Origin of the sequence: Haliscomenobacter sp., assembly GCF_965225875.1 — a bacterium.
GTDB lineage: Bacteria > Bacteroidota > Bacteroidia > Chitinophagales > Saprospiraceae > Haliscomenobacter.
Genome location: NZ_CBDDBS010000003.1, coordinates 555,214 through 570,939, shown reverse-complemented (window position 1 = coordinate 570,939; position 15,726 = coordinate 555,214). Strand labels below are relative to the sequence as shown.

At 47.2% G+C, this 15,726-nt stretch carries 14 protein-coding genes; 9 read left to right on the top strand and 5 right to left on the bottom strand.

The window, feature by feature from the left end; all coding sequences use genetic code 11:
• The first annotated feature begins 10 nt into the window (after nucleotides 1-10).
• The 8 genes from trpD (at nucleotide 11) to ACO08K_RS22800 (ending at nucleotide 7,743) form a co-directional block, all read left to right on the top strand.
• Nucleotides 11-997 carry an anthranilate phosphoribosyltransferase gene (trpD, locus tag ACO08K_RS22835; RefSeq protein ID WP_421798791.1) on the top strand — a complete coding sequence of 329 codons (987 nt, stop codon included), beginning with the start codon at nucleotides 11-13 and terminating at the stop codon, nucleotides 995-997.
• A gap of 269 nt (nucleotides 998-1,266) precedes the next feature.
• Complete coding sequence (gene trpC / locus ACO08K_RS22830) at nucleotides 1,267-2,070, top strand: indole-3-glycerol phosphate synthase TrpC (protein WP_421798790.1); 804 nt, start codon at nucleotides 1,267-1,269, stop codon at nucleotides 2,068-2,070.
• Entirely contained in the window at nucleotides 2,067-2,726 is a 660-nt protein-coding gene (locus ACO08K_RS22825; RefSeq protein ID WP_421798789.1) for a phosphoribosylanthranilate isomerase, read from the top strand. The genes trpC and ACO08K_RS22825 overlap by 4 nt, the downstream gene beginning before the upstream one ends.
• Before the next feature lie 171 nt (nucleotides 2,727-2,897).
• Nucleotides 2,898-4,070: a tryptophan synthase subunit beta gene (gene trpB, locus ACO08K_RS22820; protein WP_421798788.1), complete on the top strand. Its 1,173-nt coding sequence runs from the start codon at nucleotides 2,898-2,900 to the stop codon at nucleotides 4,068-4,070.
• 95 nt (nucleotides 4,071-4,165) lie between these two features.
• Nucleotides 4,166-4,936, top strand: coding sequence for a tryptophan synthase subunit alpha (gene trpA / locus ACO08K_RS22815; protein ID WP_421798787.1), 771 nt, complete (start codon nucleotides 4,166-4,168; stop codon nucleotides 4,934-4,936).
• A 191-nt stretch (nucleotides 4,937-5,127) separates the two neighbouring features.
• Nucleotides 5,128-6,051 (top strand): GlxA family transcriptional regulator, encoded by a 924-nt coding sequence (locus ACO08K_RS22810; protein WP_421798786.1) that lies wholly within the window; start codon nucleotides 5,128-5,130, stop codon nucleotides 6,049-6,051.
• Nucleotides 6,052-6,106: 55 nt separating this feature from the next.
• Complete coding sequence (locus ACO08K_RS22805; protein ID WP_421798785.1) at nucleotides 6,107-6,571, top strand: hypothetical protein; 465 nt, start codon at nucleotides 6,107-6,109, stop codon at nucleotides 6,569-6,571.
• Between the two features lie 302 nt (nucleotides 6,572-6,873).
• Nucleotides 6,874-7,743 carry a cell division protein FtsX gene (locus ACO08K_RS22800; protein WP_421798784.1) on the top strand — a complete coding sequence of 290 codons (870 nt, stop codon included), beginning with the start codon at nucleotides 6,874-6,876 and terminating at the stop codon, nucleotides 7,741-7,743.
• A 4-nt stretch (nucleotides 7,744-7,747) separates the two neighbouring features.
• Here ACO08K_RS22800 and ACO08K_RS22795 read toward each other — a convergent pair whose 3' ends face one another.
• From ACO08K_RS22795 to smc, 4 genes are all read right to left on the bottom strand, one after another.
• The gene (locus ACO08K_RS22795; protein WP_421798783.1) at nucleotides 7,748-9,844 is read right to left on the bottom strand and encodes a leucine-rich repeat domain-containing protein; all 2,097 of its coding nucleotides are present in this window, start codon (nucleotides 9,842-9,844) and stop codon (nucleotides 7,748-7,750) included.
• A 48-nt stretch (nucleotides 9,845-9,892) separates the two neighbouring features.
• Complete coding sequence (locus tag ACO08K_RS22790) at nucleotides 9,893-10,183, bottom strand: hypothetical protein (protein WP_421798782.1); 291 nt, start codon at nucleotides 10,181-10,183, stop codon at nucleotides 9,893-9,895.
• Between the two features lie 82 nt (nucleotides 10,184-10,265).
• Nucleotides 10,266-10,487, bottom strand: a complete 222-nt coding sequence (locus tag ACO08K_RS22785; RefSeq protein WP_421798781.1) for a hypothetical protein — start codon at nucleotides 10,485-10,487, stop codon at nucleotides 10,266-10,268.
• A gap of 60 nt (nucleotides 10,488-10,547) precedes the next feature.
• Nucleotides 10,548-14,105 carry a chromosome segregation protein SMC gene (gene smc, locus ACO08K_RS22780; protein WP_421798780.1) on the bottom strand — a complete coding sequence of 1,186 codons (3,558 nt, stop codon included), beginning with the start codon at nucleotides 14,103-14,105 and terminating at the stop codon, nucleotides 10,548-10,550.
• A 332-nt stretch (nucleotides 14,106-14,437) separates the two neighbouring features.
• Between smc and ACO08K_RS22775 the strand changes: the two genes are divergently transcribed.
• Nucleotides 14,438-14,683 (top strand): DNA-binding protein, encoded by a 246-nt coding sequence (locus tag ACO08K_RS22775; protein WP_421798779.1) that lies wholly within the window; start codon nucleotides 14,438-14,440, stop codon nucleotides 14,681-14,683.
• Between the two features lie 131 nt (nucleotides 14,684-14,814).
• Here the strand turns inward: ACO08K_RS22775 and ACO08K_RS22770 are convergent, their stop codons facing one another.
• Nucleotides 14,815-15,573, bottom strand: coding sequence for a tRNA1(Val) (adenine(37)-N6)-methyltransferase (locus ACO08K_RS22770; RefSeq protein WP_421798778.1), 759 nt, complete (start codon nucleotides 15,571-15,573; stop codon nucleotides 14,815-14,817).
• Between the last annotated feature and the right edge of the window lie 153 nt (nucleotides 15,574-15,726).

Below are 15,726 nucleotides of genomic sequence, written 5' to 3'. Positions count from 1 at the left end.
GTCCTTTGCAATGAAACAATATTTGAATCGGCTTTACGAGCACGATAAATTCAGTCGGGAAGAAGCCCGGCAAATCCTGCTCAACATCGCCGCTGAGCAATACAACGAAGTCCAGATCACGGCCTTCGCCACGGCCTTCAACATGCGGTCGATCACCTTGTCGGAGTTGCAGGGCTTTCGCGATGCCTTGCTGGAACTCTGTGTGCCCCTCGATCTGGAAGGCAGAGAAACCATCGATATCGTGGGAACGGGTGGAGATGGCAAAAACACTTTCAACATCTCAACCTTGTCTTGCGTGGTGGTTGCTGGGGCCGGTTATCCGGTAAGTAAACACGGTAGTTATGGGGTTTCTTCATCGGTGGGTTCTTCGGATGTGCTGATCCAGATGGGTTACCAATTCACCAACGAGCAGGATACCCTGCGTCGTCATCTGGATGAAGCAGGCATGTGCTTTTTACACGCGCCCCTTTTTCATCCGGCCCTAAAAGTGGTTGGCCCAATCCGCCGACAACTGGCTACCCGTACTTTTTTCAACATGTTGGGGCCATTGGTCAATCCAATTCAGCCCAAATACCAGATGTTTGGTACCTTCAGCATGGAACTCCTGCGCATGTACCAGTATATCATGCAGCATTCCGGGCGGCGTTTTGCCATTGTTTACGGATTGGATGGCTACGACGAAATCTCTCTCACCAGCGATTTTAAAATGGTCAGCAACGACAGTGAACGCATCTGGTCCCCAGTGGAATTGGGTCTGAAGAAGCTCAAGCAGCAGGATCTAGATGGTGGTCAGAGCTCTGAGGATGCGGCCAAAATTTTCATGGCCGTACTCGAAGACAAGGCAACCGAAGCCCAAAAAATGGCGGTGATCGCCAATGCAGGAATGGCCATCAAAGTCATCAAACCTGAACAATCGGCAGAAGACTGTGTTGCAGAGGCGCGGGAAAGCATTGAAAGTGGAAAGGCCTTGGCGGGTTGGAAGAAATTGGTTTCATAAATTGATTGTCTAAAGCGACAATATCAGTAGCGCGGACGCGGATTAAGCGGATTTTAAACACGCCTGCGGCGTGATGAAATAGAAATAACCACAAAGACACAAAGGCGCAAAGACACAAAGCAATTAGTTCTGTTTTATTCACTTTGTGTCTTTGCGCCTTTGTGGTTGAATAAACTTTGCCGCAGGCAAAGCAAAATTCGCGTAAATCCGCGTCATCCGCGCTGCTATTCATTGTCGCTTTTGTAAACAACAGCAATAAGCAAAGCAAAATGAACATTCTTGACAAAATTGTCGCCCACAAATACACGGAAATAGCCGAGCGTAGCGCCAAAACACCCATCAGTGTACTGGAGCAAAGCCCATATTTCACCCGCTCGACTTACTCCCTGCGCGAATCACTCTTGAATCCCGAGCGAACTGGCATCATCGCCGAATTCAAACGCCGTTCTCCCTCCAAAGGGGACATCAACGCCAGCGCCGATGTGGCCACAGTGACCGCAGGATACGCAGGCGCAGGTGCATCCGGATTGTCCATCCTCACCGATGAGCAATTCTTTGGCGGCAGCAGCGCCGACCTGATGGCAGGCCGTGAAGTCAACCAAATCCCGGTTTTGCGCAAGGACTTCATCGTGCACGATTACCAGGTCTACGAAGCCCGGGCGATTGGAGCCGATGTCATTTTGTTGATTGCGGAATGTTTGGAGGCGGATCAATTGCGGAGTTTGGCCAAAACGGCTAAGTCTTTGGGCTTGGAAGTACTGATGGAGGTCCATTCCGGCGATCAGTTAGAAAAACTTTGCCCGGAAGTAGATGTAGTTGGGGTCAACAACCGCAACCTCAAAAACTTCAACGTCAGTGTACAAACCTCTATTGACTTGTTTGAGCAAATCCCGTCGGAATTCCTAAAAATTTCTGAAAGTGGCATCAATGATCCCCAAACCATTCTGGAACTCAAACAGGTAGGCTTCCAGGGCTTTTTGATCGGGGAATATTTCATGAGTGATGCGCACCCAGAACTGCGCTTTGCGGAGTTTGTACAACGTTTACATCTTCTAGAAACCCAATCGGTATGAGAGTGAAAGTATGTGGCATGCGCGAGCCGGATAACATCAGTGCCTTGAGCCAGTTGCCCATTGATTTTATGGGCTTCATATTTTATCCCGCTTCGCCCCGTTTTGCGGGCGCCAATAAGAAGTTGGAAAAATGGCTGGCCAAGGAGTCGCCCACGGCGCTGAAAAGCATTGCCAGAGTTGGTGTCTTTGTCAATGCAGAATTGGAAGACCTCATCAATCGCATCCACGATTATGAGCTGGACTACATCCAGTTACACGGCAGCGAAAGTTCGGAATACTGCAAGGAACTCTTCAGTTTGTGGGACTTTAGCAGCATTCGCCGCGCTTCCATCATCAAGGCATTTAGCGTTGACGAAAAGTTCAATTTTGATACGGTCAAAGCTTACGAGCCTTATTGCAAGTATTTCCTATTCGATACCAAGGGAGCTTCTTTTGGTGGCAACGGGGTGCAATTCGACTGGTCTTTACTCGAACAATACAAGGGAGAAACGCCCTTTTTGCTCAGTGGTGGCATCGGCGAAGAATCGGCTGAAGCCATCAAAAAACTGAAACACCCACAACTGGCCGGAGTCGACATCAACAGCAAGTTTGAAACCGCACCCGGGCAAAAAGACATTGCAGCGATTGAACGTTTTATTCAAAACCTAAACATGTAACTATACAACCCAGTGATTTTGAATCAAAAAAGTAGGCAATTTTTTGGCAGGCAAGCCTTCTTTTTGAAGGCGATGCAGCGCATCGGCTGAAAAAAGAGGCGCAGCATGGCGAAAAATTGACCTTTTTTGATCAAAATGAACGGGTTGTATAGTTACTAAAAAATAAACAGCATGATAGCGGTTGACGAAAGAGGATATTACGGCGAATTTGGTGGCGCTTACATTCCGGAGATGCTCTGGCCCAACGTGCAGGAGCTCCGCGAGAATTACCTGAAATTTATGGCTGAGCCCGATTTTCAGCGCGAATTTCAGTCCCTGCTCCGCGATTTTGTAGGTCGCCCTACCCCACTCTACCTGGCCAAACGTTTGTCTGAACACTTCGGGGTAACCATCTACCTCAAACGGGAAGACCTTTGCCATACCGGTGCCCACAAAATCAACAACACCATTGGTCAAATCCTCATGGCCAAACGCCTGGGCAAAACCCGCATCATTGCTGAAACGGGTGCTGGTCAACACGGAGTGGCTACGGCCACCGTTTGTGCGCTCATGGGTCTCGAGTGCATTGTGTACATGGGTGAAGTGGACATCGAACGCCAGGCACCCAACGTTGCCCGCATGAGAATGCTCGGTGCCGAAGTACGCCCAGCTACTAGCGGAAGCAAAACCCTCAAAGACGCCACCAACGAAGCCATCCGCGACTGGATCAACAACCCCGTGGATACACACTACATCATTGGTTCGGTGGTTGGCCCTCACCCTTATCCAGATATGGTGGCGCGCTTCCAATCGGTGATCAGCGAGGAGATCAAATGGCAGTTGGAAGAACATACGGGCAAGGATTACCCAGATGCAGTCATCGCCTGTGTGGGTGGTGGCAGCAACGCCGCTGGAGCATTCTTCCATTTCCTCAACGATACCCGGGTGCGCCTGATTGCGGTAGAAGCGGCAGGTGAAGGCATCCACAGCGGCAAAAGCGCGGCAACGAGTGTGTTGGGCACCAAAGGTGTGATCCACGGCAGCCGAACACTGCTGATGCAGACAGCGGATGGTCAAATTGTGGAGCCACACTCGATTTCTGCGGGTCTGGATTATCCCGGCATTGGTCCTTTGCACGCCCACCTGATCAGCTCGGGCCGGGCCGAAGCCATCAGCATCACCGATGAAGAATCGCTGGAGGCAGCACTGTTCCTTTCACGTCAGGAAGGAATTATCCCTGCCCTGGAAACGGCACATGCGCTTTCTGCACTACGGGTGATGAAATACAATCCAACGGATGTGTTGGTTTTGTGTTTGTCTGGCCGAGGCGACAAAGATTTGAACACGTATATGAAACATTTGTAAATAGGTTGAGAAGTTGAGAGGTTGAGGCTACCGCAGAGACGTTGACGTAGCCACTTCTCAACTCCTCAACTTCTCAACTTCTCAACTCTTTTTCAATGAACCGCATTGAACAACTCTTTCAACGAAAAGATAAAAACGTACTCAACATCTATTTCACCGCTGGCTATCCAGGTTTGAACGATACCGAAGACATCATTCTGTCACTTGAAAAAGCGGGTGTTGACCTCGTAGAAGTAGGCATGCCCTACTCGGACCCCTTGGCTGACGGCCCCACCATTCAGGAAAGTGGCACGGCGGCCCTGGAAAACGGTATGACCTTACAGCTGCTCTTTGAACAATTGGCGGCAGTGCGCAAAAAGACCGAAATGCCCCTGATTATGATGGGCTACTTCAACCAGGTCATGCAATACGGCGAAAAGGCATTTTTTGAAAAAGTGGCCGAAGTGGGGGTAGATGGATTGATTTTACCAGATCTGCCGCTGTTTGAATACGAAACCTATTGGAAAGACATCGTGGAATCGCTGGGCCTGGCGGTCAGTTTTTTGATCACCCCCCAAACCGAGCCGGAACGCATCCGCAAGATTGATGCACTTACCCACGGGTTCATCTACATGGTGTCGAGTTCTTCCATCACTGGGGCCAAGAGTGAAATCACCAATACCCAAATCGCCTACTTCAACCGGATCAACGACATGCACTTGAAAAACAAACGGCTCATCGGATTTGGGATCTCGAATCATGAGACTTTTGAGACGGCTTGTCAATATGCCAATGGGGCGATTATTGGTAGTGCGTACATCAAGGCGTTGAAAAACAATCCGAATGTGGCGGAGTGTACGGCGGAGTTTGTAAAAATGGTCCTGTAGCGGCAACCCTATGTGGTTGCCGATCCTGTATGGTTGCCGTCCTACATGGTTGCCGATCCTAAATGTTTTTTTTTTCGACAGGCGGCGACCACATAGGGTCGCCGCTACGGGGTTGTTTTGGCCGAATCTGTCCATTTTTTGTCTTCACTCTCTCCCCTGCCTCTCTTATCTTTGTGGCAATACGCCACACCATGTCTAAAAAAATCGCCTTTTTAATCTCCCCCAAAACCCATTTTCTCGATTTGGCCGGACCTGACCAGGTTTTTTATGAAGCCATCGATTTTGGGGTGCCCTTTCAGTTGGAATACTGCAGTTATACCTCGTCCAGCTATACCTCTTCTGGTTTACATTTTGCCCAATTGAGCCCTTATGAGGAGGTGGAGCTCCAGGCTGGTGATTATGTTTTCATCCCGGGTATGGATGGCAAATTGATCGTTGAAAACAAGCTGGCACCCCCAGCATTATTGGCCTGGTTGCGCACCATTCACGCCCGGGGAGTCAACATCTGTTCCGTTTGTACAGGGTCTTTTATGCTGGCGCACTGCGGTTTATTGAATGGTAAAAGTTGTACTACCCACTGGAAGTATACCCAAAAGATGCAAAACCTTTTTCCTCGGGCAAAGGTGAAAGAAAATGTGCTGTTCACCGAGCAGGAGGGTATTTTTACCAGTGCCGGGGTGGCTTCAGGGATTGATCTGGCACTGCATATTTTAGAGAAAGAGGCAGGGCATTACCTCACCCACAAAGTAGCCCGGGAACTGGTGGTCTACATTCGGCGCGGCGGAAATGAAGCGCAACACAGTGTGTTTTTGAGCTACCGCAATCACCTGCATACAGGCGTTCATCAGGTGCAGGACTGGCTGAATGAAAACCTGCACAAAAAGTACTCCATTGATGACCTGGCGGAAATGGCCCACATGAGCACCCGCAATTTTACCCGGATCTTTAAGAAAGAAACAGGCATCACCGTGAGCGATTACATTACGCTCTTGCGCTGTGAAAAAATCAGGGAATTGAGGAAAAAGCCGGATTTATCGCGGCACCAAATTGCTCAACACATTGGTTTACAAAGTGATCGACAACTGCGGCGGGTGATGGCGAGTATGGAAGGATGAACTACCCAATTTCGGCTAGATTGTATATCTTTGTTGGAACAAAACATCAGCAGACATGAGACAACTCATCAAATTGGGTTTAATCCTCGTTGTAGCCATTCTGGTCTACAATTATTTCTTTGGTGATGCGCAAGAAAAAGCCCAGTCGAAAGAAATATTCCACAAAGTGGGCGAATTGGGTAAAGCTTCCTGGTCCTTGCTCAAATCGGAAAAAGCCAAGTTGGACGAAGGCAAATACGATACGGCTATCGACAAGATTGGCAATGTGTATGACGACCTGCGCAGCCGGGCCCGTTCCACTAACGACACCGAATCGCTACAACGTTTGGCCGAACTGGAACGTGAACGCCTGGCGCTGGAGCAGCGAATGGCCGAAATCGAAGCGGAAAAGGACCTCCAGACCAGCCGAAACCGCCCCTTGGGAACGACGCTCGTCGCCGATGAAAAAGAACTCAAAATTGACTTGCGCCGCCTGCTGAGCGATACGGAAACGTTGATGCGGCAGATGGAGAAAGAATAAAAGGTCATATAATTTGCACCATTTAGTGTTTACGACCAGCGGCAGAGCCGCCAAACGTCTGTAGCGTTTAGATCAAGCAGTGCATTTAAGGTGCGTAGCACCGGAACAGAAGAAAAGTTGCGGTGCTACGCACCTTAAAATCTATCTTCGTTCCCTTACCCCTACAGACGTTTGGCGGCTCTGCCGCTGGTCAACTCATTTGGGGCTATTGTTTGGATTTAACTTTTTGTCGCTTCGCCTTTATAAAACTTAGAGTCGGGCGACAAACTTTGGAACCTAGGAACTCTGGAACCCTCAAACGTATGTCGAACATCGCCACTCGCCGCACTCGCCCCAACTACCTTTACTCCATGATCAGCGTGGCCCTGGTGCTCTTTGTACTGGGCTTTTTTGGCGTCATCTTGTTGCACGCCCAACAGTTTGTGCGCTTGTACAAGGAACGAGTCAACCTCATCGTAGAATTGGATGAAAGCGCTGCCATCATTGACATGGTAAACCTGGAAAGTTACCTCAACAACGCGCCATTCGTGCGTCCAGGGACCGTCCAAACGGTGTCCAAAGAAAAAGCAGCAGAAATGATGCGCGACGAATTTGGGGAGAGCTTCCTCAAACTCGACCTGCCCAACCCCTTTCTCGACGTGGTCTTCTTCAACCTGAAAGCCGAATACCTCGACCCACAAAAACTCAAACAAATCCGTGAAGAAATCAAAGGCCTGAACGCCATCAACGACGTGTACTACCAGGAAAGCCTGATCGACAACATTGCCAACAATCTGAAAAAAGCGGGCTATTTCGCCCTGGGCTTTGGGCTGTTTTTTATCCTGCTGAGTGCTACGCTGATCCACAATACCATCCGCCTGGCGCTGTATTCCAATCGTTTTTTGATCAAAAACATGGAATTGGTGGGGGCTTCCTGGGGCTTCATCAGTCGGCCGTATTTGCTGCGGGCGATTTTGCACGGGATGCTGAGTAGTATGATTGCGATTTTTGCTTTGGTCGGGCTGTTGTACTGGATCAACCAAAGCTTCCCGGAGGTGTACCTGTTTCAGGATCTGCGTTTGTTGTCGCTGGTGATTTTTGGGATCGTGTTTTTGGGGGTGCTGATTTATGCGCTGTCGACGTTTTATGTGGTGAATAAGTATTTGAAGATGCGGGTGGATGATTTGTATTGAATCTTCATTTCAGCAATAGCTTGGCCCTGGCAAAATCCACATGCTGAATCCCGTTTTGTTCCATTAGCTGGATCTCGTATAGGATGTATTCATGCGCGTCTTTTCCATTGCTGAATTTTTTTCCCTTCCATTCCAGAATGAGTTTTTCCGCTTCAGAGAATTGTTTGTTGAAGATGTATCCGATGATCAGGCGGGCGTTGATGTAGGTTTCTGTACTATGCCAGGTCAAAAAACGAGTTGCTAGGTCAATCGTTTGTTGAGCATCTTGGGCATACATGGCGTAGCGGATGTGGTTTTTGGGATCCAATTTTGTAGTCTCATATGGCCTGGTTTTATTGCAATTGGTAGCAGCTTCCAGGGCCTTCTTAAACTGTTTTTGCAGAAAATATAGCTCGGGCACATCACATAAATGATCTTGCCAATTAGAAAGTTTTAATAGATCGGATGGATGTTCTAAAATTGGATTTTTTTTCAGTCTAAGTTCTGGGCCTTTTCGATACGGGTATTCTTTGGGTAGATACGTAATTTCATTCCCCATTAGCTCAATATATTTAAGTGATGGCATAAAAAACAAGAAAGTTGGAATGTTTTTAATGTGATTATAAGATAAATCCAATAAAGATAACTTAGGGAGTTTTTTTAATTCAGGAGAAGCAATTGTCGCCCCATTACCAGCTAAATTTAAATGCTGAAGGTTCTTAAGCCCAAAAACGCCAAAAGGAATTTCTTTCAAATTACAATAAGCAATTGAAAGCTCTTTAAGCGAAGTCCATGTTTGCATTTTACTAGCAACTATCAAATTTTGGTTGGAGCTAAAATCTATTTCTGTGAGTTTTGACAATCCATCCAAAGCTGGTCCTGTGGTCGCGATAGCGTTTCCACTTATATCGAGTTCTATGAGCTCTTTTAGTTGGTTTATTGATGTAGGTATTTTTTCTATTTCATTATTGCTAAGGTTCAAATATTGAAGTTTTGAAAGGTTACCAATACTTTCCGGAATTTCTTGGATTAAATTAGACCAGGCGCTAAGTTTTTGCAAATCGACTAGTTTGCCTATTGATGATGGTACTGTTTTAATTTTATTAGCAGAAAACTCAAGCTTGTGTAAGTTTGATAAATCCCCCAGATCATCTGCTATTTCTGTTATTTTGTTACCTGTTATGTCTAAAACCTTAAGTTCAGTTAATTTATAGGTTGTTTTTGGCAAAATAGCAAGCTGGTTAAACTGTAAATCTAAAAAATTGAGTTGTTTGGCAGAACCAAGATTTTCAGAAATAGATTGAATAGCATTGTAAGACAAGTCAAGATGTTCCAATTTTTTTAATTTGGAAAAATCCAACAAAAAAGAACTTAATTTATTACGACTCAAAATCAATTGCTTTAAATTAATTAACCCACTGAGTAGATTTTCTCCATTTTGTATATCATTATCAGAAAGATTCAAAGTAGATAATTTTTCAAGCCTTGTTAGTGAGTCTGAAATATGGGAAATACTATTGCCTTCCAATGACAATATTACAAGCTCATTTAACTCGTATATCTCAGAAGGTATTTTCTTATAACTATTCCTCAATAAAATTAATACTTTTAGGTTCTTCATTTTTCTAATCCAGGAAAATAAAACTGAATCCTTTCCTTTATCCCAACTTGCCGAGAGGGCAGTTATTTTTGTTAAAATTGAGTCCTGAGGAGTTTTATTATATATACCCCTCCAAGAAATGTGGATACCATCAATTCCAACTTGGATGCTATCAAAATTACTAGTAAGCCTATATTTTTCCCAGTTTACTGTATCAATAATATAGTTTTGATAAGAAAAATACCCCGCATAACCATAATTCATTTTTCTAAACAGCTCTTTTTCCTTGTCAGTTATTGACGTTTGTGCTGCTGTAAATGATGAAAATGCAGGAATTAAAATTAAAATCAGCCAATAAACCCTTTTCTTCATTTCGTCTTTATTAAATTCTATAACGGACCTACCCCACCGCCACTTCAAACTGCCCCCCACATTCTCATAATCCCTGAAATCCACCGGCATCACGCCCGACACCCCTTGCTCCGCTATGTACACCCCATAAATCGTATCCACTGCGGCCATGGTCAGCTTGTTGTGGGTCACGATGATGAACTGCGAGTCTTTGGGCATCTACCTCTCATCCTCATCCAACTCATTCTCAATATCATCAATCAATTCCCGTAGTTGTTTATCTGGTAGAGTATCCATTTCGGATTTATCATAGATGGCGACAAGCACCACCGTAATATTTTGTTCCTTCTCATTTTCAGCAACCTCAATTTCTACTTCAACCACATGAGTGATGATGCTCAGACCACCACTTTTCCCTTTTCCTTTGCTTTTTACAGCCATTCTTATTTTGTAAGTGTTTTCTCTAATGAGCGTTCCGGCTCTTGGGTTTTGCAAGAGTTCATTTTGCAAGGTTTGCAATTCCGTTTTGAGCGACGCGTACTTTTTGCTGAGCCTTTTTGCATCTCTACTGAAAGCAGCAATAGCGACAATCCTACAATTCATCAATCAAATCGCTTAATGAAATACCTTGTATTTCCCCTCTTTTAATTTGCCTCACTTCCCGAAAAGCATCTTTGAGTTTTGCTTTGAATGCCAACAGATTCTCCAATCTAGTCAGCTCATTGACCAGGTTTTCCCAATCCTGAACTGTTACTTGAACAAATATCTTTTGTCCTTGGGCATCAACTACATAACTTGTTTGTGGCAACACCATAATCAGAAATTTACTCGCAAAATACGGTTATTTTTTAGACGATACAAGCTTCGGATCAGCCTACCCCACCGCCACTTCAAACTGCCCCCCCACATTCTCATAATCCCTGAAATCCACCGGCATCACACCCGACACCCCCTGCTCCGCCATGTACACCCCATAAATCGTATCCACGGCTGCCATGGTCAGCTTGTTGTGGGTGACGATGATGAACTGCGAGTCCTTGGAGAATTTCTTGATGATGCGGTTGAATTTGGTGATGTTGCCATCGTCCAGGGGTGCGTCTACCTCGTCGAAGATGCAGAAGGGCGCGGGTTTGAGCAGGTAGAGCGCGAAGAGCAGGGCGGTAGCCGTCAGGGTTTTTTCCCCGCCCGACAATTGGCTGATCGTTTGCGGGCGTTTGCCTTTGGGTTTGGCCACAATTTCGATGCGGGAATCCAGTGGGTTGTCTGGATCGAGCAAGATCAGGTCGCAGTTGTCGTCTTCGGTGAAGAGGCTGCGGAATACGTCGATGAAGTAGAGACGGGCCTTCTCGAAGGCCTCCAGGAACTGGCGAGTGGCAGTCTCTTCTATTTCGAGGATGGTTTGTTCCAGCGATTTTTTGGCCGCCACGATGTCGTCGCGTTGTTGGGCGATATTGTCGTAGCGCTCCTTGATTTCGGTATAGGCTTCGACCGCCATGGGGTTGATTTCCCCGTAGTTGTCCAAGCGTTTTTTGAGTTTGTCTACTTCCTCTTGCAGTTCGGCTTCGGGGCGTTTGATTGAGGGCTCTTCGTTCAGGATGTCGTTGATGCCGATTTCAAACTCGATGCGTAGGCGCTGAGAGATGGAGCTGATTTCAAACTTGACGTCGTTGAATTTGTCCTTCAGGTTGTTGATCAGCACCTGCAGGTCGCTTTGCTGGCGGCTCAGTTTGCGCAGGCGGTCTTCCATTTCCACCATACCGGTGCGGGCCTTGAAGTACACCTGCTCGGCCTCAGTGAGCGAGGATTCGTGGACACCCCGCTCAGCATAAGCCGTTTGTAAGTTGCCGGCCAAGCGCACCAATTCATCCGCTACCACCGTAATTTCGCGATCCGCAGTGAGGATGCCTTGCTGGTTTTGTTGCAGGGCATTTTTGGTGTCCGTGATTTGTTTTTCGCGGAAGGTCAGTTCCTGCTGGAAGGTATTGACCTTATTTTGCTGGCGAATGAACTGGATGTTCTTGTCGTTAAAAGCCGCCGAAGCCTGGCTCAGTTGGTCGGCCATTTGGCGGAAACTGCCATCGGTTTGGGAGATTTTTTCCTTCACCGCGTCCAATTCTGTATACCGCAGGGTTAGTTGCGCCTCGGTCTCCCCTACTGCCACTTGCAACTCTTTGATGCGTTGTTCGGTCAGTTCCCGGCGGTTACTCACCTCTTGGATCAGAGACTCAAAATTGGATAAACTGGTAGCCAGGGACACTTTCTCCTGAGCCAATTTGTTCAGGATGCTGCGCTGTTGCTGCATTTCCAAGTCGGGGCGTTTGGCTTTGAGGGCATCCACCCGTTCTTTGAGGTTGAAGGAAGATGTCGACAGGCGGTTTTCTTCCTGCTCGGCCTTTTTGATGGCTTCCTCCAGCACTTCGAGATTTTTCTTGCGCCCAATTTTTTTACCCTCAAACAACCCAATCGAACCACCCGACACACTAAAGCGGCGCTTGATGATCCGCCCACTGCGGGAAAGCACCACCACGTCCTGATCGGGTAAAGCGCCACTGACTTCTTCTTTTTCGGTCAGCAACACATTCTCCAACAAGTAGCTAACCAGATTCCGGTAAGCTGGATCGGTTTGTACCAGTTCGATGGCCATTTTGGTTTCGGGCAAAAGGGTCATCGGCATCTGGTAGTCGCGGAAAGCGTCCAAAACGAAGAAGTTGGCCTTGCCTTTTTGGGTTTTGCCCAGCAATTCAATGGCGAAGTAAGCCTCTTCCAGATTGTTGACAACGAAGTAATTGAGGTAAGGCTCCAGGTAGTTTTCGATGGCTACCCGGTATTCCTCACTCACGTAAATCAGGTCGGAAAGCAGGGGAGCGCCCTTGTCCCAATCCTTACTTTTGACGAGGTATTGAATCGATTCGGGGAAACCTTCGAGGTTTTCCACCATACTTTTGGTCAGTTTGTATTCGTTGCGCTTGGCGTCGAGGTCACGGCGGACGCGGGCGATTTTTTGGGTGATCTCGCTCAGTTCTGCTTCCCCTTTTTGCAGGTCTTGCTGGCGTTTTTCCTCGGCTTGTTCGAGGAGGGTGACGGCGTCTTGCTGCACGCGCTCCTGGGTTTCAAGTTCCTGCACCTTGTTGCGCAGGCCACTCACCGATTCCTGACGTTGGCGGATTTCAGCGTCGTTGCGGTTGAGGTCGTTGTGGTGGTTGTCGATCTGGTTGAGGCTGATGGCCTTCTGTTTTTCCAGTTCATTGATGGCACGCTCCAGTTTTTGTTGCTCCTGGACCACTACATCCAGGTCGGCTTTCATGGCACCGTGGCCACCGCGAATTTTATCGAGTTGTTGTTCGGCGCTTTCCAGCTCTTGTTCGAGGCGTGCTTCCACCCGTTTTTCTACGTTCAATTCGGAGCGGTAGTGTTCGATGTCCTCCTCCAGTTGCACGATGCGGCCTTGGGCTTGTTGGATGTCTTGCTCCAGTTTTTGGCGGTTTTGTTGCACAAACTGTTGCTTTTGCTCCAACATGCGTCGGTCATTTTCCATCCCACGGATGCGCCCAACCAGGCTATTGAGGTCGCGTTGGCGCTCGGAAAGCGCTTTTTCTTTGTCGAGGTGGGTGAGGCGTTCTTTTTCCAGGTTGGCCTCCAGGTTGCGACTTTCTACGTCGATCTGGCGGTAGTTGTCCTGCTCCAGGTCGATCTGACTTTGTAGGGTTTTGTGTTTTTCTTTGAGCGAGCCGACCTTGATCAGGGCCAGGGCCACGCTGAGTTGCTTGTATTCTTCCTTGAGTTCGAAGTATTTTTGGGTGCGTTTGGCCTGCTTTTCGAGCGATTTGAGGTTGCTTTCTATTTCGGCCAGGAGGTCCTCAATGCGCTCCAGGTCTTCGCTGGTGCTTTTGAGTTTGCTGAGGGTTTCTTTTTTGCGCAGCTTGTACTTGGACACCCCGGCAGCTTGCTCGAACATTTTGCGGCGGGAGTCTTCCTTGTCTTCCAGGATGTCGTCCACCATGCCCAGGGCGATAATGGCGTAGGAGTTGGAGCCGATGCCCGTGTCCAAAAACAATCCGGTGATGTCCTTCAAGCGGCAGGTAACCCCATTGAGGCGGTATTCACTTTCCCCGCTGCGGTAAAGCATGCGGGTGATGGTGACGGTATTGTATTCAGTTGGAAGCAGGTTTTTGGTGTTCTCAAAAGTCAGTGAAACCTGGGCAATCCCGGCTGGTTTACGCTTTTTGGTGCCGTTAAAAATGACGCTGGACATTTGATCCAAACGCAATTCCCGGCTGCTCTGCTCCCCCAATACCCAACGGATGGCGTCCACCACATTGGACTTACCCGAGCCATTGGGGCCTACAATACCAATGACATCCGCAGCGAAGTTGATGACGGTGGGATTCGCAAAACTTTTAAAACCTTTGATTTCTAGACTTTTGAGCCGCATAAGTGTGGGTTAGTTGAAAACAAGCCTACAAAGATACAGCATCCCCCTCCAATCGGGTCTTGATAAGTAGGCGAGTTTTCCACATTTGCTGTTGGTAAAGGGGGAAGTTATGCACGAGTTCTTAAGGGTAAAAGATTTCAGAGGCACAAAAATCATCCCTCTCTACTGACTTTTATCATTGTTTAATTTTTATTTATCATCAAAAATTAGACATTTCTTTTTAGAAAGCTTTTTTTGACAAAATTAAAACGCCTTCTATTGGAAGATTATAAAATTTTTGCTACATTTCACATGAACAGTTGGTTCTCCTTTTTTCACTAAATTTACTGTCTATGAACATCACATTCAATGATCTTAGGGACATTAAGCACAAGCTCCCTACTGGCAGCATTACGCGCATTGCGAAAAAGCTGAACATTTCCGAACAGACGGTACGGAATTATTTTGGAGCATCGAAGTTGGATGACGGTGAGACAATAGGTGTACACATCGAACCGGGTCCCGGAGGAGGAGTTGTTCATTTAGATGATGATGCTATTTTGGAGGCGGCCCGGGCAATCCTGGCCGAACAGCAGTAGCGCTACCCATTTTTGCCACGACAAACCGATTTTTCAAACCGGCCATCAAGGCACGTAGGCACCTCCCCAACGCGGTTTTACTGGGTGTCTTCGTGCCTTGGTAGCCAAACACCCCCGTCGGGTTTTACCCTTTACATCTTCAAATAAAAAGCTCTGGTTAAATTTTGATATGCTTCGGTCCACTCAATCGGCCCATCTTGCCGAACAACCAATTGATCCCGCTGCGGAGTACGACTTTCCAATTCAAACTGCATCAACAATCGTTCTACGGGCTTATTGGCATTGGTCAATACCTCAGTGACCCGGGTACAATAAAAATGGTAACTCGCGGCGAGCTCCTGGAAACGCAGACCCTCCACAAAAGGTAAAATCACACAGAACTTTCCGGTTTTGGCGAGCAGTTTTTGTACAGCGCGCAACATGTCGCCGTGGGGTAATTTGACCGTATGACGTACGCTGTTGCGATCCTGGTTAAAGGAAAAAGTCCCTCCACTGAAAAAGGGTGGGTTGCTCACAATCAGATCGTATTCTTGTTGTGGCGTTTCAGCAAACTCCTGAATGGATTGGTGGAATGCGGTTAAACGATCTGCCCATGGCGTGTTTTCCATGTTCTCGGTAGCTTGCAGGTAGGCCTGGTCATCAATTTCTACGGCATGGATTTGTGCCGTGGCATTACGTTGAGCCAACATTATGGCAATCAAGCCGGAACCAGTTCCGATGTCCAAAATCCGGGTAGCCTTCTCTCCATCTGCCCAGGCGCCTAACAGTACACCGTCGGTGCCCACTTTCATGGAACATTTATCTTGTTGGATGCTGAATTGTTTGAATTGAAAGATTTGCTCCACTTTTTCAATTTTATCCGCTGGATCTGCTTTGGCTTTAGCACTCATGCTCACTTTCATTTTGAACTTAGAGCAAGTCTAATAAATCCAGACCTGCTTTTGCAAAGTTACAACATCCTAAAATAGCTTTAGTTTTTTTTCAACACACGCCAAAAATGATTTTTAGTGAATCTACACTCTTAAACACTGTTTTTAAAGCAT